General features: G+C 40.2%; 32 protein-coding genes. 5 read left to right on the plus strand and 27 right to left on the minus strand.

Annotation, left to right across the window (positions count from 1 at the left end; all coding sequences use genetic code 11):
• Window positions 1–4: 4 nt before the first annotated feature.
• From M4I42_RS01860 to M4I42_RS01980, 24 genes are all read right to left on the minus strand, one after another.
• Entirely contained in the window at window positions 5–1,732 is a 1,728-nt protein-coding gene (locus M4I42_RS01860; protein WP_268850565.1) for a terminase large subunit, read from the minus strand.
• Window positions 1,733–1,738: 6 nt separating this feature from the next.
• On the minus strand, window positions 1,739–2,125 hold the full coding sequence (locus M4I42_RS01865; RefSeq protein ID WP_268850566.1) for a phage terminase small subunit P27 family: 387 nt from the start codon (window positions 2,123–2,125) through the stop codon (window positions 1,739–1,741).
• A gap of 120 nt (window positions 2,126–2,245) precedes the next feature.
• Window positions 2,246–2,593 (minus strand): HNH endonuclease, encoded by a 348-nt coding sequence (locus M4I42_RS01870; protein WP_081253696.1) that lies wholly within the window; start codon window positions 2,591–2,593, stop codon window positions 2,246–2,248.
• Window positions 2,593–2,739 (minus strand): hypothetical protein, encoded by a 147-nt coding sequence (locus M4I42_RS01875; protein ID WP_157667395.1) that lies wholly within the window; start codon window positions 2,737–2,739, stop codon window positions 2,593–2,595. Before M4I42_RS01875 ends, M4I42_RS01870 begins: the two co-directional genes overlap by 1 nt.
• A gap of 342 nt (window positions 2,740–3,081) precedes the next feature.
• Window positions 3,082–3,579 (minus strand): hypothetical protein, encoded by a 498-nt coding sequence (locus M4I42_RS01880; protein ID WP_021095446.1) that lies wholly within the window; start codon window positions 3,577–3,579, stop codon window positions 3,082–3,084.
• Window positions 3,580–3,709: 130 nt separating this feature from the next.
• Window positions 3,710–4,033: a hypothetical protein gene (locus tag M4I42_RS01885; RefSeq protein ID WP_268850567.1), complete on the minus strand. Its 324-nt coding sequence runs from the start codon at window positions 4,031–4,033 to the stop codon at window positions 3,710–3,712.
• A gap of 161 nt (window positions 4,034–4,194) precedes the next feature.
• Window positions 4,195–4,488, minus strand: coding sequence for a hypothetical protein (locus M4I42_RS01890; protein WP_268850568.1), 294 nt, complete (start codon window positions 4,486–4,488; stop codon window positions 4,195–4,197).
• A gap of 151 nt (window positions 4,489–4,639) precedes the next feature.
• Window positions 4,640–5,182 carry a site-specific integrase gene (locus M4I42_RS01895; RefSeq protein WP_268850569.1) on the minus strand — a complete coding sequence of 181 codons (543 nt, stop codon included), beginning with the start codon at window positions 5,180–5,182 and terminating at the stop codon, window positions 4,640–4,642.
• Window positions 5,179–5,622 carry an ArpU family phage packaging/lysis transcriptional regulator gene (locus M4I42_RS01900; RefSeq protein ID WP_268850570.1) on the minus strand — a complete coding sequence of 148 codons (444 nt, stop codon included), beginning with the start codon at window positions 5,620–5,622 and terminating at the stop codon, window positions 5,179–5,181. Before M4I42_RS01900 ends, M4I42_RS01895 begins: the two co-directional genes overlap by 4 nt.
• 23 nt (window positions 5,623–5,645) lie before the next feature.
• The gene (locus tag M4I42_RS01905) at window positions 5,646–5,840 is read right to left on the minus strand and encodes a hypothetical protein (protein WP_035064609.1); all 195 of its coding nucleotides are present in this window, start codon (window positions 5,838–5,840) and stop codon (window positions 5,646–5,648) included.
• 132 nt (window positions 5,841–5,972) lie between these two features.
• Window positions 5,973–6,701, minus strand: a complete 729-nt coding sequence (locus M4I42_RS01910; RefSeq protein WP_268850571.1) for a Rha family transcriptional regulator — start codon at window positions 6,699–6,701, stop codon at window positions 5,973–5,975.
• A gap of 83 nt (window positions 6,702–6,784) precedes the next feature.
• Window positions 6,785–6,991 (minus strand): hypothetical protein, encoded by a 207-nt coding sequence (locus tag M4I42_RS01915; protein ID WP_268850572.1) that lies wholly within the window; start codon window positions 6,989–6,991, stop codon window positions 6,785–6,787.
• Between the two features lie 275 nt (window positions 6,992–7,266).
• A complete protein-coding gene (locus M4I42_RS01920; protein ID WP_064220528.1) occupies window positions 7,267–7,476 on the minus strand; it encodes an XtrA/YqaO family protein in 210 nt (69 codons plus the stop codon).
• Window positions 7,477–7,538: 62 nt separating this feature from the next.
• Complete coding sequence (locus M4I42_RS01925; RefSeq protein WP_268850573.1) at window positions 7,539–7,676, minus strand: hypothetical protein; 138 nt, start codon at window positions 7,674–7,676, stop codon at window positions 7,539–7,541.
• Window positions 7,673–7,933, minus strand: coding sequence for a hypothetical protein (locus M4I42_RS01930; RefSeq protein ID WP_268850574.1), 261 nt, complete (start codon window positions 7,931–7,933; stop codon window positions 7,673–7,675). Before M4I42_RS01930 ends, M4I42_RS01925 begins: the two co-directional genes overlap by 4 nt.
• 1 nt (window position 7,934) lies before the next feature.
• Complete coding sequence (locus M4I42_RS01935) at window positions 7,935–8,522, minus strand: dUTP diphosphatase (protein ID WP_268850575.1); 588 nt, start codon at window positions 8,520–8,522, stop codon at window positions 7,935–7,937.
• Window positions 8,522–8,665 carry a hypothetical protein gene (locus M4I42_RS01940; protein ID WP_268850576.1) on the minus strand — a complete coding sequence of 48 codons (144 nt, stop codon included), beginning with the start codon at window positions 8,663–8,665 and terminating at the stop codon, window positions 8,522–8,524. Before M4I42_RS01940 ends, M4I42_RS01935 begins: the two co-directional genes overlap by 1 nt.
• Before the next feature lie 5 nt (window positions 8,666–8,670).
• Complete coding sequence (locus M4I42_RS01945; protein WP_268850577.1) at window positions 8,671–8,871, minus strand: hypothetical protein; 201 nt, start codon at window positions 8,869–8,871, stop codon at window positions 8,671–8,673.
• Between the two features lie 9 nt (window positions 8,872–8,880).
• Complete coding sequence (locus M4I42_RS01950) at window positions 8,881–9,873, minus strand: DnaD domain-containing protein (protein ID WP_268850578.1); 993 nt, start codon at window positions 9,871–9,873, stop codon at window positions 8,881–8,883.
• A gap of 613 nt (window positions 9,874–10,486) precedes the next feature.
• Window positions 10,487–10,741, minus strand: a complete 255-nt coding sequence (locus M4I42_RS01960) for a hypothetical protein (protein WP_268850579.1) — start codon at window positions 10,739–10,741, stop codon at window positions 10,487–10,489.
• A 267-nt stretch (window positions 10,742–11,008) separates the two neighbouring features.
• A complete protein-coding gene (locus tag M4I42_RS01965; RefSeq protein WP_192954086.1) occupies window positions 11,009–11,179 on the minus strand; it encodes a hypothetical protein in 171 nt (56 codons plus the stop codon).
• A gap of 13 nt (window positions 11,180–11,192) precedes the next feature.
• The gene (locus M4I42_RS01970; RefSeq protein ID WP_268850580.1) at window positions 11,193–11,417 is read right to left on the minus strand and encodes a hypothetical protein; all 225 of its coding nucleotides are present in this window, start codon (window positions 11,415–11,417) and stop codon (window positions 11,193–11,195) included.
• A 15-nt stretch (window positions 11,418–11,432) separates the two neighbouring features.
• Entirely contained in the window at window positions 11,433–11,954 is a 522-nt protein-coding gene (locus M4I42_RS01975) for a helix-turn-helix domain-containing protein (protein WP_268850581.1), read from the minus strand.
• 83 nt (window positions 11,955–12,037) lie between these two features.
• A complete protein-coding gene (locus tag M4I42_RS01980; RefSeq protein WP_328284577.1) occupies window positions 12,038–12,304 on the minus strand; it encodes a DUF771 domain-containing protein in 267 nt (88 codons plus the stop codon).
• Between the two features lie 142 nt (window positions 12,305–12,446).
• On the opposite strand from M4I42_RS01980, the gene M4I42_RS01985 reads away from it, so the two are divergent.
• Complete coding sequence (locus M4I42_RS01985) at window positions 12,447–12,812, plus strand: hypothetical protein (RefSeq protein WP_064214192.1); 366 nt, start codon at window positions 12,447–12,449, stop codon at window positions 12,810–12,812.
• Here M4I42_RS01985 and M4I42_RS01990 read toward each other — a convergent pair.
• The 3 genes from M4I42_RS01990 to M4I42_RS02000 form a co-directional block, all read right to left on the minus strand.
• A complete protein-coding gene (locus tag M4I42_RS01990; RefSeq protein ID WP_064214193.1) occupies window positions 12,809–13,105 on the minus strand; it encodes a hypothetical protein in 297 nt (98 codons plus the stop codon). The two genes, M4I42_RS01985 and M4I42_RS01990, sit on opposite strands and share 4 nt — an antisense overlap.
• Before the next feature lie 167 nt (window positions 13,106–13,272).
• A complete protein-coding gene (locus M4I42_RS01995; protein ID WP_268850582.1) occupies window positions 13,273–13,437 on the minus strand; it encodes a hypothetical protein in 165 nt (54 codons plus the stop codon).
• Between the two features lie 51 nt (window positions 13,438–13,488).
• A complete protein-coding gene (locus tag M4I42_RS02000; RefSeq protein ID WP_019417157.1) occupies window positions 13,489–13,734 on the minus strand; it encodes a helix-turn-helix transcriptional regulator in 246 nt (81 codons plus the stop codon).
• Window positions 13,735–13,907: 173 nt separating this feature from the next.
• On the opposite strand from M4I42_RS02000, the gene M4I42_RS02005 reads away from it, so the two are divergent.
• The 4 genes from M4I42_RS02005 (at window position 13,908) to M4I42_RS02020 (ending at window position 16,993) form a co-directional block, all read left to right on the plus strand.
• The gene (locus M4I42_RS02005; RefSeq protein ID WP_268850583.1) at window positions 13,908–14,324 is read left to right on the plus strand and encodes a helix-turn-helix domain-containing protein; all 417 of its coding nucleotides are present in this window, start codon (window positions 13,908–13,910) and stop codon (window positions 14,322–14,324) included.
• Between the two features lie 23 nt (window positions 14,325–14,347).
• The gene (locus M4I42_RS02010; RefSeq protein WP_268850584.1) at window positions 14,348–14,950 is read left to right on the plus strand and encodes an HIRAN domain-containing protein; all 603 of its coding nucleotides are present in this window, start codon (window positions 14,348–14,350) and stop codon (window positions 14,948–14,950) included.
• A 212-nt stretch (window positions 14,951–15,162) separates the two neighbouring features.
• Window positions 15,163–16,221 carry a three-Cys-motif partner protein TcmP gene (locus M4I42_RS02015; RefSeq protein WP_268850585.1) on the plus strand — a complete coding sequence of 353 codons (1,059 nt, stop codon included), beginning with the start codon at window positions 15,163–15,165 and terminating at the stop codon, window positions 16,219–16,221.
• 52 nt (window positions 16,222–16,273) lie between these two features.
• A complete protein-coding gene (locus tag M4I42_RS02020) occupies window positions 16,274–16,993 on the plus strand; it encodes a DUF5131 family protein (RefSeq protein ID WP_064220770.1) in 720 nt (239 codons plus the stop codon).
• The last annotated feature ends 47 nt before the right edge of the window (window positions 16,994–17,040 follow it).

The raw sequence follows: 17,040 nt of genomic DNA on the forward strand, positions 1-17,040 counted from the left end.
TCCTTCACCGCTTATAAAGCACTTCGATCATTGCCATATACTCTTCTTCACTAACATCTATCATCATGTTCATCGTTTCTTTATGAGCTGTAAGCATGGCCACAAAGCCATCAATTTTATACTGACTTTGCTTTTTAGATGGTACTTTGAGCCCTTGGGTATTAATAAAAGCAACGACATTTTCGGTACAGTAAATCAATAATGGATTATCGGTTTCAACGCGCCCCTCATACATTAAAATTTCTAAATCATCGAAAGGTGCATTAAGTGTGGAAGGATATTGCCGCACTTCTACGCAATCAAAACCTTCCATTTCTAGCTTTTCAACTAGCTTGACTGCATGCGCTGGGTCATAATTAATTTGTTTAATATCATACATTTGCGATTGTTCCTTAATGTACTCAAACACCATATCGTAATCGATCGTTTTCCCCTCGCACAAAGTCACAAAACCACGCTCCACTAAATGGCGATAAGGGATGTTCTCCATCTTTTCACGAGCTTCTAGCCCTTCCGATGGAATAAAATACATTTGTTTTACTTTCAATTTTGCTTTTCCGCTTTCGTCTACAACAGGAAAGTTTAAGCTCACACACGTTAAGTCGGTTGTTTTCGATAAATCCAAACCGACCACGCACGTCATGCCCGTTAAATCGCCTAAGTCATTGACTAAGCATCTTTCAACAATATCTCTTTCAAAATAAGTACCACTAGAACGAACGAAAATGTTTAAATGCTTTGCTAAAAACTCATCTTTTCTTTCCGCGGACACTTGCGCCTCTTTAAACTGATTCATCAAATAGTCTTTTTTCACCGAAATCCCGTAGTTTGGATTCACTTTCGCCCAAACTGTAGGATCATCCCATCGATCGCCTTTATCTGGCTCATAAATGAGCACAAACCAAGAATCATCGTCAATTTCACCATTCAAAATCTTTTTGCAGTAATCATAAATTTGTAAACCGACAGACGTTGTACCTTTGCCAGCTGTCGAAACGATCATCATTAACGGCTGTCTCCTTGCACCCATGCCAGACTTTAAAACATCGTACATATCCGCATTTCCTTGCGCATGCACCTCGTCTAAAAGGACAAAATGAGGGTTTTTTCCGTCTAGTCCTTTTGTCTCTCGCGATAATGGTTGTAATGTATTTTTAAACTTCTTGCCATTGACAGTAAAAGAATAGACGATCGCATTGACGCCACCTTTTGGTCCCTTATAAATTTGTGTTCGTTGATTCAAGTCCGGGCTATTTTCAATCGTAATCGCTATTTTTTTCGCAGATATGTTCGCCTGTTCTTTATCTACCGCAGCTGTATAACATTCAGCACCAAACTCACCGTCTGCATATAACGCATATGTTGCCGCACCAGCTGCAATCGTTGTTTTTTCATTTTTCCGCGGAACTTGAATATAGCTTGTACGAATCACTCGCACATCTTGACCGTTATCGTCTTTCTTTTTCCAACCGTAAATGTTTGTGAATGCAAACCGTTGCCAATCTTTCAATTCATAATGCTGACCCGCAACTTCGCCTTCTGCATAAATACAGAACGTTTCCATAAAATCCATTGCCTTGTTCGCTGCGTCTAAATCTAGCCAAATATCTTTACGTTTTTTCCAGCGCTCATAACGCTCTACTGCTTTTAGCACTGTTTTGGGATATTTTTTCTTGTTCCTCTTTACCTTTTTTACAAACAGATCCGCGTAATTTACACCACGTTCAATCATGGAGCATCAATCCCATTTATTCGCAAATGCTTGAAAAGCATCTGTTGTGGCGTTTGCCACTTCTCCAGTAATCTGTTTTTGTGTTTTTGGTGTCAACCCTAACTGTTCCAACAACTTGCTCATTTTCGTATTCCAATCGGCCGTTTGCTGAGCAAGTGGATGCTTCATTTCATTTGTCGCACCAGCCTTGTTTGTATGTGATTTTGTCGCAGGAAATCCTTCCTCTTGCCACTTTTCATACACTTGCGAATAAACCATGTAGGCATCTAAGTACAACTCCAGCAACGGTTCAAGCGACTTGTTATAAGTGCCATTTTCTTTGAGTAAACCAACAATTCGCTCCCTCTCTTTTTTTCGTTTTTTCGTCATTGCAGTTTTTATTTTCTTATCCAAATTTCACACCCCCTTTGAAAATTTCATTTTGGCACACGTTTACGGCCGACCGCGGTCTTTTTCCCACAACCTACCAAAAATCATGGGTAGGGGGGCTAAATGTAATAAATATACATTATATCAACAAAAGAAATACGGTCGATCTTCCCACTTCCGACTTCCTTCTTCAACTTTCTTATGGCACGATTCACAAAGCAAAATGAGATTGTTAGGATCGAGTTTAAGGGAAGGATTTTCACTTATCGGCACAATATGATGGATGTGCGCCTGCCTACCAAACACAAATCGTCCACATTCTTTGCAGCAACCTCCATCACGTTCGTAAATATATTCACGCATTCGCTGCCACTCCGGCGACCGGTAGAACGGCTTGTTTTTCGACTGATGCTTTCGCTTTGGCTTATGTTCATCGCAATACAAACCACGATCAATGCGACGATTACAGCCGTTATAGTTGCAATACCGCATCATTTATCAGCTACTTTGTTTTTAGTCGTTGTTTTGTTTTGTACCGGTTTCTTCTCTGCCACCTCGTCTTTTCGCTCCATTACGACTCGCTTGTTTTCTGAATCCCACTTTTGAATATGCGTAGCCGTTTCCCGAATGATTTGCATGTATATCAGCTCCTTTCATAAAATAAAAAAGCACCCCGAAGGATGCTAATCAGTTAAGAAAGAAAATATTGAATCCAAACATAAAATCCAATCAAGCTTGAAAAACTCCCCAATGTATTCGCTATCTTATGCGACAACCGAATTGACCTTGCCAAGAAAAAAGCAGATGCATAAAACACAAACATTAATAGTATAAGCCAAACAAGTTTTAGAGCTAATAACCACATCGTTTTTTGGGCAACTGCTGTTACCTCGTCCAAACTATTCTTTCCCCTTTCCCTAAGTAGAAATCAACAAAAGTTTTTCCTTCAAAACATCAAGTTATCAATAATCCACTCCTTATCAGCCTTTATTTTTCATGTCATAATTTAAATTACTTATCAGTTCGTAAAAAAACAATGCTGTGGAACGCGTTTCCATATTTTTAATGAGTAACCTTCCAACATATGTCCCCAATATCAAACTAACTATAAGTACCAAAAATGAAAATACCAAAGATGAATCAACTATTTTAAAATCAATCATTTTAAATATCTCTGCTAGTGCTTTGTATACACCGATTATCATACCAAAAAATCCAACGAGTGTACCTAGGTGCTTTGATGGGTCATTTAATTCCAAAAACTCTCTTGCTCTTGCTTTAACAATTAACTGCTGAGTATCATCCATCTTTTTCAACGACTTAATATTTCTATTGATATTCTCCAAACTTAGTGAAGATTTTTTAGCAAATAAGTAAGAATCAATAAACTTCTTCAATTCCTTATCTTTTCTGGTCGCTTCGATTAAATTCTGAATGAAGATCATATCAGATTCATTCAGTTGGAAATCTTCTTGCATTATATCACCCCCCACCTACTCCATTCGGCAAAAGGAGGCATATTCCTACAATATTCGTTCGTCAAATCTCGACAATTAAAAGTGTTTAGCCCACTCTTTCACCAATATCAACTCCAAATAAAAAAGCCTGTCATTTAGACAGACGATCTATACGTTCCTGCGCAGTTTCGAATCTTTCTCTGAATGTTTTACGACGTTCTTCCATTTCTTTTTTTTGTTCTTCAATTTCTTTACGTATTTCCTCCGCAAATTGCTCACTATCCATTGCATCCTGCATCGTTACCGTAGCTGCATACTCGAATATGTTTATTTCGTTTGCTTTTTGCTGTACTTTTTCGAGAGCCTTCAACGTCTTATTCGCCTCTCGTCGTAACGCCTTCAATCCCTTCAATGCATCGGATACATCAACATCCATTTTCACAACCAATTTGTTCGACTCGCGCATTTCTGCCATGTCGCAACACTCCTTTTCAAATTTAAAATAAAAACGCCACCCCATACGAAGTGGCGCCCCGCTTCAACCAAAGTCTTTCACGATATCATCATAACATCTCTAAACGAAAACATTGTGCCATAATTGTGCCAAAAAAGTGCCACGATTGTGCCATCACCCGCTCACCAGTATCGACTCCCTCGCTTTCTGTTTTTCGTAAACATCCGCTTCGCCATCTCATGCATCTCATCTTTCGGCTTGCTTCGAATGATATTGGACACATCCACCGTTGTTAGTTTCCTGTTCCCGATCCGATAGCCTTTTTTGTTTAGTTCTTGCACTACTTTTGTGACACTCTCTAGCTGGACATATAAATACACGGCTTCTTCTTCCATTGTTTTTGGTGTGTAGCTTTCAAGCATCTGAATGTATCCTTGCAAATATTCGATCCGCTTTTTCGCTTCTTCAACCAACATTCACTTTCCCTCCAGTGAGTTCACTTCAATTTACAGACTGATGCACTCGCCCTTTTCATGAACCCCTTGATATTTCTAGCTTCAAACCATTTTCCAAAACGAGTGCACACCATGATTTTTTATGTTGTACTAATAGCCAAAAAAAGAAAAATCATATCTTGTATTTCATCATTGCCTTGTCCATAGCGTCTTGGTTAACACCGATGTATTTCAATGTAATATGCGGACTTGAATGGTTAAACAACTCCTGAAGCATCGCAACGTCTTTCGTTTGCTGATAGAAGTGATAGCCGAACGTCTTTCTAAGCGTATGCGTGCCCACCTCATCCAGCGACACGTACTCAGCTGCCTCACGCAAAATACGATACGCTGTTGAACGGTCAATAGGACGATTTCCTCCTTGTCGGCTTCGAAAAGCATATTCGCCATCCTTCAGCGTTTTCGCGTACTCAATCAACTCTTTCCGTATCGCTGGTGGAATGCGAATCCGCTTCTCTTTCCTTGTTTTCTTCTCCCGTAATTTCAAATGCGTTTGAAGCAAATCTTCCTTCTTCAGCTGCAATATGTCCGATATGCGCAAGCCTGTATTAATTCCGATAACGAACAAAATATAATTGCGCTTGCTTCTTTGTAGCAAATACTTTTTCATTGCGGCAATCTTTTCAGGATCGCGAATGGGTTGAACAAAGTTCATGGCTCGTCCCTCCTTCTTTTTCGATACACTTCGATTTCAAGGGCGAATGCTAACTTATAAAACGCCCTGGACTTGAGCCGATAGTAATGCCGATGACTCATTCCCAGCTCGTTGTAAACGGCGTAATCAAATACCTCTTCTCCATTCATGTATCGTTGAATAATAATTGCCCGCTCCCAGTAATCTAAACGGTTCACAGCCTCAACGATGCGCTGAATGTACTCCGCACGCTCCCGCTCGTAATCTGCGTTGCGAATGGCCATTTCTTCGGTTGAGGAGTGGAACTGATTTGTTTTTACAGGAACGAGCGAGTAATGTTGAGTCACCTTTGGCAGCTGGTCGAGTTTCAACGTCAGCAAGAAAATGCGATATTTTTCGAGCGCCGCTTCCACCGCTTTTTTCGTCGCTTTTCTGTCGATTTCAGGTAGCATAAATTCCATCTTCTCAACCTCCGAAATAGTGATTATCGTTGGCGAAATGCGCCACCCTTGCCGCGTCGATAAATCGGACGATAGGCGCCCATTAGCTCCTTAATCTCTCGCTCCGTCAGCCGCTCCTTATCTCTTTTCTTTTTCCGTGCTTTCTTGCGTTTATTTTGGCGTTGCTGAACTTTATTGACTTTCATCCATTTTTTCAACTCTTGCTGGATTGTTCGCATTGTTCCTCTCCCTCTCATTTTTCTGATAAAACAAAAGAGGACACCAATCATACAGAAATAGCCTTGCTACTCTGTACAATCGGTGTCCTCACGCTCTCGGTCTTGGACATATTTGGTTTTAATTCCATTATATCAAGCTGGCTGATGATGTAAAAGCTTATCAATGTATGCAATTCCTTTTGCCGTAATATACGTTTGTGGCTTATTAATAACTTGGTCTCCCATTTGAATCGGCTTTTCCTTAACAACAAAGTAACCTCTGTCAATGTACTTTTGATAAGGTGTATTATCGTTCATCAGTAATCCCATTTGCCGTAGCTTCTTGAAAAAGTTATTGCGGCCATATCCGAGAATTTTCGCAACCTCTCCAACCTTCTGATAATTTTCACCACTAAGAAACCGATCATGTTGCTCAATTTTCGGTTGTGCCAAAGCAAGTTTTTGTTCCAGCGCTTGCTTTTCTCGTTGCTCTTCAATCCATCGCTCTGCTCGCTTGATTGGATCTTCAATCATATATGACGGCGCATTTAGTACAAGCAACTGTTCTTTCATTCGTTTGAATTCTTGAATGAATTTCACCTTCATCTTCATCGCTTCTGGAGTCACATAGCTCATAGCCACCAAAGCGAATGCATCTTCTGTTAGCAAGTATTTGCGATAAAACTGCTTGTTTTGAGGATGCTGGTAATGGGTCTGCGCAAAGTTGCTCAACCCCCATTTTCTTTCACCAGCTTGATTAAGTTTCTCAAGTTGCACTTCGATATCTCGTAAAACGTCTGCATGTCGCTTTCCGAAACAATCCGCTACCGTTAAACTATCCGTGACAGCACGACCATTATCAATGAAAACTAATTGGTTCATCCTTCTTCACCTCACTCAATCTTCAAAGAAACCGAAACCAACCATCTATGCAACAAAAATTCGATTGCTTTGGCGTTTCTTTTTTACTTCGAAATATTTAATTCAAAACCATTTAAGTTAAAACCACAAGAAAATACATTTACACAGTTGAAAACACCTTCAATACTATTCTCATAAGCAAGTATCGCGCTCTTTTGTTGTAGTTCCGAATCAGCAATAACTTTAAAACTACCATCGGAACATCTTTCATAATAAAAAGCAACATCTTTAACTTTTTTAATAAATTCCATTTGATTTGTCCCCTTTCCTATTTCATAGTTTGTGTCAACTATGAAACACAATTCATCATTGCTCCAAAAACTCATAAATATCAGTTTGTCCTCTCGGAACAACATTTTGTTGTTCTTTTCGTTGCACACGCAATTCACCCGATGATATTTCCTCCATGCTTCTGTCCGTTTTGCAAACAGGACATTGTATCAAGTGCTGCTCTTCAAAGTCTTGGGAAACTGCGAAGATTACCTCGCAGCTCCCGCATTCATACACATGAACCGCAATTTTCACCTCAAAACAACTCGCTTTCCTCGTATTTTATCCGTGCGGTTTTTCCTTTTGCTGTTTCAATGATCGTATATCCATGCTCAACCGCTTCCGCTACCTTTGCTTTCCCCTGCACGCCGTCAATCACAACGACAAGCACTTTTCCTGGAACAACAGGGTGAGAGACCGTCATGTTATCTATATCAATCTGTAATTCTTGCGCTCTTTTACTCACCGGAATCCCTCCATGTGGTATAATTGAGGTGGACTGTCGGGAGAGATCCCGGCTTTTTTGTTTTATCTAATCACTTTCCATCCGCGTCGGAGTCTGCTTTGTAGCTCATACTTGCGCAACGGTTCGTACACATAAACTGCATCGCGGTTTTCCTTGCGATATAGCAAATACCATCTGGCTTTTCGTTTACGACGTTTCATTCGTCATTCACGTCCGAATTTAGCTTCTCAAGCGCAATTAAGTGCACAAATTTAAATTTCAGCACCTCGCAATAGACGATGGCATCGATCATTTCCTGCTGCAAGTGTTCCAGCCATCCAACCAATGTGTAGTCACTTGGGTTGACGGTTGTTCCGTATTTTTCAATTCCCTTTTCGGTTTGTGTTTCGAGCAATTTTTGTACGTTGCGAAGTATTTGATTCTTGTTTAGTTCTTCCATCCAATGCTTTGCATCCATCTCAATACCCACTCTCCTGGCGGTGATGGTTAACGGCGTTTTTCTTCATGTACGCTTCTTCTACCTGTTCCCAGGTGAAGCCAAGCTTTTCGCCGAGTGTGATGAACCGACACAAAAACAAAATGTACATTTGTATTTGCGTTTGCAAGTCGTGATGCAACTCTTCGCCTATGACATAACATGTTTTTATCAACGTTGAAATCAGTTCAGTTATACTCACATATTTATCCCAAGAATAGTAGTTGTATTGAGTCACATCATGCTTGATTTCCAATCCAATTGATAATGCGAAATGTAGCGCATCTACGTATTCTTCAAGTAACGGATTGTACGCTAAAAGACCACCATCTTGACAACCATACTCATCGCACCATTCACCACCACACGGGCATTTTCGGTATGCCCACAATCTCGGTTGCTGGTTTTTTGACCAATACTTAAAACCGCGCCATTCATTTGCCAACTCGCCTAACTCCACTTGCAAAGCTAGAATTTTGTTTGGTAAAAGGCTTTGCCCTTCCAACCCTTTTTCACGTACAATCCTCTCATCCAGTTCCCGCTGCATCTCAAAAAGTTTGGATAAATCCATTATTTTGCTCCCCTTTTCTTTCTGTTTTGCGGCCAACGCCAGTCAATTGCTCGGCGGTTATCTTCGTCGTAATATTTCTTGCGAGGACGGTTCCGATACGCTTCAAGCTCTTCTGGCGTTAATACATGTTTGAGCAAAAGCAACTGCTTCACCTCCGCAAAAAGCGATCAAGTTTTGACGGCGAATATGGCTTGCCGTTGATTTCAAGCGACACAAGTCGTTCTCTAGTAATCCCGTATCGCTCTAATACATCACGTAACGCTGTTTCGGATTGAATGCTTCCAGTGAAACCAACGATTCGCCCAACGTCGTTTCGATACTCCAACCGAATCCAAATCGGGTACGGCATAGCGTTCACCTAGTCATCATTGCGATATTTTTTCAGTCGCTCTTCTAACTCACGCCGTTTGCGTTCGAGCGCTTCTTGATCCGTCTCGGCTTTTTGTTCATATTGCGAATAATCGGTGTTAAGCCAGTCTGGAATAACTTCCGTTCGAACGGCTTTTTTCCCATTCGTGCTAGAACCATTACGTTTCTTGGATTGCTGCTCTTTAAATGCTTTTTGCGCTGCATGCACTTGTTCGACGGTTTGATATCCCTTGTCTACCCAGTCGCGCAAAATGGTTTCAACGTACTTCCATGTCTTGACGCCATTTTCTACTGCAATTTTCATCGCTTCTAAAACTAGCGCTTCGGATGTGTCGTCGATCCATGTTGAAATTTTTTCACTTATGTAGCTTCCGATTGCACCAAAGCCGTTTTGTTCGAAAAAAGTGAACGGATTCTCTTCGCGCACGCGCTCGTCTTCTTCTACTTCTTCTTTTTTCTCTGTAGTAATCTCTGTAGTATTCTCTGGTATTGGTCTGTTCAAATTGAGCGCTTCGTCTGTCCATTTTGACCAGATGGACTGTTCATTTTGAGCAGATGGACTGTCGATTTCGTCAATCGTCTGTTCATTTTGAGCAGTCGAGGTGTCATTTTGAACAGTCGTTTGTTCACCTTGAACACTCACTTCATAGACTGGATTTTCTAATTGTGCCAATTTGTCATAGTCGATCCGATACCACTTCGTTTTGTCGATCTTGGAGCGATTGAAATTGCCTGCAATAATGAGCCCTTGCTTTTCAAGTTTTGTGATAATGCGGCGAATCGTGCTTTCCGACCAGAATGGGAATTGCTCTTGCCATTCCTCGTATGTGTTATATACCCACTTATGCCCTTCGTGAATGTGATTGCTGCGCTCAAGCCAGTAGTGCAACTGTTGTAACACGATGCTTTCATTTAAGCCGATCGTAGCCGCTAGTGACGGTAAAATCACTAACGGCTCTTCATCCAAAAGAAGTCTTGCCATGTATATCCCCTTCCTCCCTTGCAAAACCTTGCAAAATAGTGTATGTTGTGGCATGATAAAACCTAGAAGTCTGAAATAAAAACCTGTATATCACCTTTTCCTAGCTGATCGGCTATTTCTAACGCGATTTGGCGGCACTCGGACACAGTGAGCGCGTGAATGAGTGCCGTATGGATCGTTTCGAAATAGCCGTTCTTCTTTGCTGCGAACTCTACTTCAAATAGCATATTTACACGCATGAAGCATACAATGTATTGATGCTTCGTAACCTCCCTCCTAGCAAGGTAAAACATTCTTTTTCTCAAGCTGGCGCAACTTTGAATACACAGATAATTCACTTCGTTCCAAGCGTGCAGCAAGCTCTGGAACATCGAAAATATCTTTATGTTGCCATAGGTAAAACTCTTCCTCTTCGGTCCATTTACCTCTTTTTATGCGAGGGCTTTCTTTCGATAACAACACAGATAGCTGTTGCATTTGCTTGCCGATCGGACAACTGATTACACATGTGCTTTGTGTACCACTATGCCGTTCTTTACATCCTGCACACTGTGTATCTAGCAATTTCAAAATTTGTAGCCGAATTTGCTTTTTCTCTTGCCTTGTCACACCATCACCCCAGCAATCTTGACACAAAGTCGATTTGGATGCCGCGGTTTTTCATGTCAGCGACAATTTCGAACAACTGCGCGCGACGTAATTTCTTTTGTTCAATTGCCTGCAGTTCTTCTAATAAAAAACGCAACTCCGACATTTCAATTTTCGCCGTTTCATAGTCGCGGTTTTGAAGCGATTCTTGTATGTATTCGACGCACCGCGATGCTTTTTGTAACAAATCCACTTCTTGCAAAAAGAGCGTATCGTGCATAATCTTTTCCTCCTCCAAATGAATTTCTAGACGTCTTCGCAATGACCATATGCATGTATTTTGGCGCGGCTCCCCTTTCGGATCTTCGCCCGCTCTCGCTCGGTCTAGTGTGCATACGCACCGATTGAAGTACAAGCTCGTGGGCTGGGGGACACACCCACTTTCAAGATGGGAGATATCTTTTGCTTGTACTCCAATCGGCAAGCATGCGCTTGCCCTTCCTTTCTCGAATCGTTTATGCTAGAATATGATTAGGTCAAAGGATGATTATTTATGAGCGATGGCTAGTGTTGGCGCACTGGCCATTTTTCTTTTGTACCATTCCTTTTTTAACTCCATTTCTAACACCAATATTGCTGGATCATTGCGCAACTCCGCGCAAAGCTTTCTGACCTCGCTTGCTTTCATTAAACGGCTTGCTGTTAGACAAAAACTCATTGTTCTCTCCTCCTCAAATTAATTCTTTTACAGATGGACATTTATATTGCTCCACGTACTCTGGATGATAGTAAGCCTTCACAAGAACATTGATTGCATCAACATATGCTTTGCATGCTTTGTAACTTGGGCAATCAGAAAGTTTTTTGTATCCTCCTTTTCCGTCTCTCCATTCTTCACGCAACCACTCCAATTCGGCTGCCAAAAACGTTTTTAATCTATCGATCGCATGATCCATTTCGCTTCTCCTCCTCTATTTCCGAATAAATCCCTTCGCCTGCAATTTCGTACGATGCTTTTGCCACATTTTAATCCACGAAAAACCGTAATCAACACATATCACCGCAACATATTGCGTAAGCGCTACAATCGCATCAATCGTTTGTAAAATCGCTTCTTCGAGGTGTTGTTTATCGTACTCCCTAATCGCTCGAGGATGGTTTGCTACACATACATTTTCTATTGCCTGTAGCGCTTCGGTTAGTTCCTCTTTTGTTTTCATTGCGACACTCGCACGATGAAGATCGACCACCTCACCGTCAAGCTTGACTGGTCCCCATCCTGTGTACTCCGCAGCCGCTTCCAGTGCCACCCACGGATTGTTGTGCTTCTCGGCAAAATATTTCGATATGTTCGGCTGCACTCGATACCGTCCGTTTTCTTGCTGTGAAACTGCTTCGCGAGATTCATAGATTTCAAACGAAAGTTGTTGTTGTGTCATCCCTGTCGCCTGCCGCGCCGACTTCACCGCATCGGCCGCTCTACCACGTTTCATTTCCTGCTCTCCCCCTTCTACCATCACCATTGAGAATGGCATGTTACAGTATCATTAGAACAACCAGCGTGAACAGTGGAAGCTCATTGAGCAATCCGTGTTTTTATGTTGGTCTTTGTCTCTTTTCTCATGAATATGTCGCAGAAATACTTTTGCAAGAACTCCTCCATACGCGATGCGATAAAGCACCAACGCTCTCCTTTTTTCTCTGGGTAATACACAAACCCACCATTTTCTAAATCAAGCATTTGCCGATAGCGAGGATGCAAGAGGATGTTCTCTTTGAGCCAATCCTCGCTATAGCCCGTTCGTTCTTTGAGGTCTTGCATGGACCACCAGATTTTATCCAATTAAACCTACCTCCTTTGCATTAAAACATCGCTCATTTCCGTTACTATGGTTGTTCGTAAACCTTGTTTCAGTCAGGTCGTTTTTTGTAGGAATTTCCTCCTTCTTGGCGAATGAATACGGCAGGAAGGAGGTGAAAAACAAATGGATAAATATCGCTTGATTGAGTTTCTGAACAATTGCACTGAGCTCTTTCATAAAACAAATTCTTTGTATCAAAAAACGGTAAACGATCCTAAAAATCCGTCGCCAATCGTCAGCGTTTACTTATCAGAGATTTATACACTTAGTGAAAAAGCTAAATTATTTTTAGCAATGAACGAAGAGCTTGCTCATTATGAAATCACTTCACTGTTCAACTTCTGGAATGATGTTTACTTTGAATTAAAGGAAGTGATTGAGCAACGGGATCGAAATACATCTTGGTTATATTCAGAATTTGAAAACTACAAAAGACAACATGAGATTGTTGAACGTATGCTAAAAGATCAAATTCAGCAACTAAATTAGCGTATTGCGCTGTCTCCAAAGTGAGACAGTGCTTTTTCGGACACAAGGCACTCCATTTCTCTAATCAAAGCTTTTATTGTGGATGCGCCGCGCTCATAAATTAAGCGATGTAACATACGTTCAACTTCGGTTCCGTCTTTTTTTACTTTGCCATGCTCCCAGAGAGCCGTCATTAAATCGCCTACCGTTTTTGCATTGCTGAGAACATGTTGCACCCACTCTTCAGACTCTTGTTCGACATATTGTTCAATGGCTTGAACAATCTCTTTATTCGTTTGTTGCTCAATTGTCATTCGGTTTCACCTCCTTACAATGGATTGGGGTGTTAAGGAGTTTAAAAACACAAAGACACAAGGAACAGTTGAACTCATGATGGGTGCACACCATCTTTGGTCTGTTGAGAGTTACAAAAATGCTCAGCAAGTTGGCAGACAAATTTTGAACAAGTCATTAACTCAAATTAAGCTTTGCTATCATTCGAATCGTTAATCTTCGCCCAAAATTCCGGGAACAGCTCTTTGTGAAGCAGATCGACCGCTTCTTTTAGGTCTGCTTCACTAAAATTGTTTTGTCTTAACATGATATGAAAATGGGCGATAATCACGTATTTGTTTAGAACGCTCATCTTACTCACCTCCTTTCATGTCATGGGGATTGAGTTGTCAAGTAATACTTGCTACACCGATGGTATACTACGTAACTTTTGGTTGCTATCAACTTCAAAAAAAATTGTCCAACTCACTCCGAGGACAGGAGCAATCTTTTTAGCAACATCTACGGAAGGTCTTCGATCGCCGTTTTCAATCATTCCGTAGTATTGTCGCGTAATACTTAACCCAGATAGTTCTACAACTTGTTCTTGGGTTAAATTTTTACTTTCTCTTGCTTGCACAAGGATTTTTCTAAGTTGCTCTTTAGTCATAAAAATTCACCTCCTAGCAACCAAAAGTTGCTTTGTTATCTTTAATTATACGCAACTAAAAGTTACTGTCAATACATAATAGCAATTTTTTGTTACCTTTAATCAATTTTTGTTTATAGCAACATTATGTTGCCTTATAATAAAAAACAGATGCATAAGAAAGGGGATTCTGCATGTTCCCTGTTAGACTCAAAGCACTAAGAATGCAAAAGAAACTAACACACCAAGATATGGCTGAATTTTTAGGGATAACTCGCCAAGGATATTCGAAGTACGAAAACGGTCAAAGTCAACCGGACATTGATACTATCAATAAGTTAGCGCAGTTTTTCAACGTCACCACCGACTACCTACTCGGTCGCACGGATGATCCAAATCCGCCAGAGAGCGACAATGAGGAATTAGGCACGCTGGCGAGGATTAACCAGCTCATCAAAGAGTATGGAATCGAGCAGATGGGATTCTTTGATATTGAGAAGTGGAAGCATCTAACCGAAGACGAAATTAGGGAGATTATTCAACATTTCGAGTGGGTAGCGCATAAAGCTGCACAAAAAAATAAGTCACCAGGAAAAGACACCGAAGAATAAATAGACAAGGTGTCTTTTTTATTTTGCAGGAGGGGATAACCATAGAAAGAGTTATTAACACAAAAATTGTAGGCGTTACACGAAAAAACGAAGATGGTACATCTCGTCAAGAACTAATCGCTGAATGCTATGAGGGAGAAGAATTATTTTTGGAAAGAGAACCTGATAACGAGCATGACCCAAACGCTATTTCAGTATGGAATGAATACGGAGAACAGCTAGGGTATATAAATAAAGATTTAGCATCTAGACTAGCTCCTCAGATGGATAAAGGGATGCGCGTTGCATGTTTTGTGACAGCTGTTACTGGTGGCTACGACGATAAATCTTATGGTTGTAACATCAAACTTATTTTAGATCCAGAAGAAAAGGACAACACATTCATTAACGAGAGCAAACCGAATAGTTTCGTCTATCCAATCAATAATAAAGAAACGGCAATGGATGTTACAAATACAAATCAAGATACGCGAATACACGTGGTTAAAGACTCCATACCTCAACAACAGCAAAATACCGGTATCACAAAAAAAACAAAAGAGAAAACAAAGTTCAGCTGTTTAGGGTGTGGATGTTTGGTTTTTATCATCATAGTGATTATTGCAATAATTAACATTATTTTTTAATAAAGTTAAATTTGCCGGGAAAGAAATCGATGAATCAAGCACTTTGATTTGGTTGTTCATAAGGCGAAAGAAAAGAACAAATCACCACGAGAAGGCACCTAAGACTAGTTTAGTTTTGGGTGTCTTTATTTTTAAAATTTCCCTCATTGCTCGAAGTTGAAAAACAATCAAAGGCAACAACAAGCAAAAAATACATAAAGGGGAGAAAAGATATGAGTTGGGAAATTAAAGAACACACAAAAGCAAAACACACTATTCTTAAAAACTATTTAGGGGCATGGTTCCCAATTATGGCATTTTCAAATCCAAAAATAATTTATATTGATGGATTTGCTGGACCAGGGAGATACCTCAATGGTGAAGATGGTTCACCTATATACGCACTAAAAATAGCAAAAGAAATTTTTGAGAGATTTTATCAAAGACTTAAAGATAAGACGTTTGTTTTTGTTTTTATTGAAGCAGATACAGAGCATTATGAATCTCTTATGAACGAAATTAAGTGTTTAGATATACCTGAACAGTTTAAAATCCTCTCAGTAAATAAAAGTTTCGAAGATTCGATGAAAGAGATTTTTTCTGTTTTGGATGATGCAAATGCAAGTTTAGCTCCCTCCTTTGCATTTATCGATCCCTTTGGAACAAAAGGAATACCATTTGAAATAGTAAAAAAAATCATGTCGTATCCAAAATGCGAAGTTTTTATTAACCATATGGTGTCCGGTGTGACTAGATCCCAATATGTATCTGACCATTCGTCATTATACGGTTCAACTCAATGGATTAATTATGTCGATAAACCAGGTGGTTTAACGTATTTTTATTCAGAACAGTTAAAAAATGAAGCTAATGTGTTATATACAAGAAGTTTTGAAGTGAGAAATCGAAAAAATGCTCCTATTTTTGATTTAATTTATGCCACTAATAATCTTAAAGGATTAGAAAAAATGAAGGAAGCAATGTGGAAAGCAGATCCTTCTGGAAACTTTGTTTTTCGTGATAAAACGAATCCTAATCAATTAGTCTTATTTGAGCTAGAGCCAGACCTAACCCCGTTGAAAAATCAACTATTAAGAAATTTTGCAGGTAAAACAGCATCAATTGAAGAGATTGAAAGATATGTATTGATTGAAACCCCTTTCTTAAAAAGTCACATTAGACAAAAAACTTTAGCTCCATTAGAAAAGAGAGGAGTAATCCGAGTTTCTCGTCCAAATGGCAGCCGAAAAGGGTTTATAGAAGGAACAAAGATTCTCTTCCCAGCGTTATAGAACGTGCGTTCCTCCTTGTTTTGTGATAAAATGTAAAGAAGGAGGGATTAACATGGCTGGGAGCTCAAATATTGAATGGACAGAAGCCACTTGGAACCCTGTCACTGGATGCACAAAAGTTTCTGAAGGTTGTCGCAACTGCTATGCGTTACGCATGGCAAACAGACTGCACGCAATGGGAAATCCGCGTTATAAAAACGGTTTTAATGTAACACTACATCACGATCTCATTGATCTGCCACGCAGTTGGAAGAAACCAAGGAAAATTTTTGTGAATTCCATGTCAGATCTATTTCACAAAGATGTTCCGCTTGAATTTATTCAACAGGTATTTCAAACGATGAACGAAACGCCGCACCATACTTATCAAATTCTCACTAAGCGTCCCGAAAGACTTTTGAAACTCTCGCCATCTCTGAATTTCACTCCAAACATTTGGATGGGAACAAGTGTAGAGAATGAACAAGTGAAATCGCGAATTGATTTGTTACGTCAAGTTCCTGCTCAAATCAGATTTTTATCTTGTGAGCCACTTATCGGTCCGTTAGACAACCTAGACCTTACAAATATACACTGGGTCATTGTCGGTGGCGAATCCGGTCCTGGGGCACGACCAATGAAAATTGAATGGGTTCGAAGTATCAGGGATCAATGTCATCAGCAGAATGTAGCATTTTTCTTCAAACAATGGGGTGGAGTTCAGAAGCACAGAACAGGTCGTATACTAGATAACAAAACATACGATGAATATCCAACATTAGTTACTACTTAGCCCTAACACTAGGGCTTTTTCTTTTTCTTGCTAAAACAAACATTTGT

The sequence above is a fragment of the Anoxybacillus sp. J5B_2022 genome, from assembly GCF_026847645.1.
In the GTDB taxonomy this organism is placed as follows: domain Bacteria; phylum Bacillota; class Bacilli; order Bacillales; family Anoxybacillaceae; genus Anoxybacteroides.

What these genes read in the sequence shown, in the direction of transcription:
- M4I42_RS01860 (WP_268850565.1), bottom strand. Translation starts at nt 1,732, where the DNA reads ATGATTGAACGTGGTGTAAATTACGCGGATCTGTTTGTAAAAAAGGTA.
- M4I42_RS01870 (WP_081253696.1), bottom strand. Translation starts at nt 2,593, where the DNA reads ATGCGGTATTGCAACTATAACGGCTGTAATCGTCGCATTGATCGTGGT.
- M4I42_RS01875 (WP_157667395.1), bottom strand. Translation starts at nt 2,739, where the DNA reads ATGCAAATCATTCGGGAAACGGCTACGCATATTCAAAAGTGGGATTCA.
- M4I42_RS01880 (WP_021095446.1), bottom strand. Translation starts at nt 3,579, where the DNA reads ATGCAAGAAGATTTCCAACTGAATGAATCTGATATGATCTTCATTCAG.
- M4I42_RS01885 (WP_268850567.1), bottom strand. Translation starts at nt 4,033, where the DNA reads ATGGCAGAAATGCGCGAGTCGAACAAATTGGTTGTGAAAATGGATGTT.
- M4I42_RS01890 (WP_268850568.1), bottom strand. Translation starts at nt 4,488, where the DNA reads ATGTTGGTTGAAGAAGCGAAAAAGCGGATCGAATATTTGCAAGGATAC.
- M4I42_RS01895 (WP_268850569.1), bottom strand. Translation starts at nt 5,182, where the DNA reads ATGAACTTTGTTCAACCCATTCGCGATCCTGAAAAGATTGCCGCAATG.
- M4I42_RS01900 (WP_268850570.1), bottom strand. Translation starts at nt 5,622, where the DNA reads ATGGAATTTATGCTACCTGAAATCGACAGAAAAGCGACGAAAAAAGCG.
- M4I42_RS01905 (WP_035064609.1), bottom strand. Translation starts at nt 5,840, where the DNA reads ATGCGAACAATCCAGCAAGAGTTGAAAAAATGGATGAAAGTCAATAAA.
- M4I42_RS01910 (WP_268850571.1), bottom strand. Translation starts at nt 6,701, where the DNA reads ATGAACCAATTAGTTTTCATTGATAATGGTCGTGCTGTCACGGATAGT.
- M4I42_RS01915 (WP_268850572.1), bottom strand. Translation starts at nt 6,991, where the DNA reads ATGGAATTTATTAAAAAAGTTAAAGATGTTGCTTTTTATTATGAAAGA.
- M4I42_RS01925 (WP_268850573.1), bottom strand. Translation starts at nt 7,676, where the DNA reads ATGAAACGTCGTAAACGAAAAGCCAGATGGTATTTGCTATATCGCAAG.
- M4I42_RS01930 (WP_268850574.1), bottom strand. Translation starts at nt 7,933, where the DNA reads ATGGATGCAAAGCATTGGATGGAAGAACTAAACAAGAATCAAATACTT.
- M4I42_RS01935 (WP_268850575.1), bottom strand. Translation starts at nt 8,522, where the DNA reads ATGGATTTATCCAAACTTTTTGAGATGCAGCGGGAACTGGATGAGAGG.
- M4I42_RS01945 (WP_268850577.1), bottom strand. Translation starts at nt 8,871, where the DNA reads ATGCCGTACCCGATTTGGATTCGGTTGGAGTATCGAAACGACGTTGGG.
- M4I42_RS01950 (WP_268850578.1), bottom strand. Translation starts at nt 9,873, where the DNA reads ATGGCAAGACTTCTTTTGGATGAAGAGCCGTTAGTGATTTTACCGTCA.
- M4I42_RS01960 (WP_268850579.1), bottom strand. Translation starts at nt 10,741, where the DNA reads ATGCACGATACGCTCTTTTTGCAAGAAGTGGATTTGTTACAAAAAGCA.
- M4I42_RS01965 (WP_192954086.1), bottom strand. Translation starts at nt 11,179, where the DNA reads ATGAGTTTTTGTCTAACAGCAAGCCGTTTAATGAAAGCAAGCGAGGTC.
- M4I42_RS01970 (WP_268850580.1), bottom strand. Translation starts at nt 11,417, where the DNA reads ATGGATCATGCGATCGATAGATTAAAAACGTTTTTGGCAGCCGAATTG.
- M4I42_RS01975 (WP_268850581.1), bottom strand. Translation starts at nt 11,954, where the DNA reads ATGAAACGTGGTAGAGCGGCCGATGCGGTGAAGTCGGCGCGGCAGGCG.
- M4I42_RS01985 (WP_064214192.1), top strand. Translation starts at nt 12,447, where the DNA reads ATGGATAAATATCGCTTGATTGAGTTTCTGAACAATTGCACTGAGCTC.
- M4I42_RS01990 (WP_064214193.1), bottom strand. Translation starts at nt 13,105, where the DNA reads ATGACAATTGAGCAACAAACGAATAAAGAGATTGTTCAAGCCATTGAA.
- M4I42_RS01995 (WP_268850582.1), bottom strand. Translation starts at nt 13,437, where the DNA reads ATGAGCGTTCTAAACAAATACGTGATTATCGCCCATTTTCATATCATG.
- M4I42_RS02000 (WP_019417157.1), bottom strand. Translation starts at nt 13,734, where the DNA reads ATGACTAAAGAGCAACTTAGAAAAATCCTTGTGCAAGCAAGAGAAAGT.
- M4I42_RS02005 (WP_268850583.1), top strand. Translation starts at nt 13,908, where the DNA reads ATGTTCCCTGTTAGACTCAAAGCACTAAGAATGCAAAAGAAACTAACA.
- M4I42_RS02015 (WP_268850585.1), top strand. Translation starts at nt 15,163, where the DNA reads ATGAGTTGGGAAATTAAAGAACACACAAAAGCAAAACACACTATTCTT.
- M4I42_RS02020 (WP_064220770.1), top strand. Translation starts at nt 16,274, where the DNA reads ATGGCTGGGAGCTCAAATATTGAATGGACAGAAGCCACTTGGAACCCT.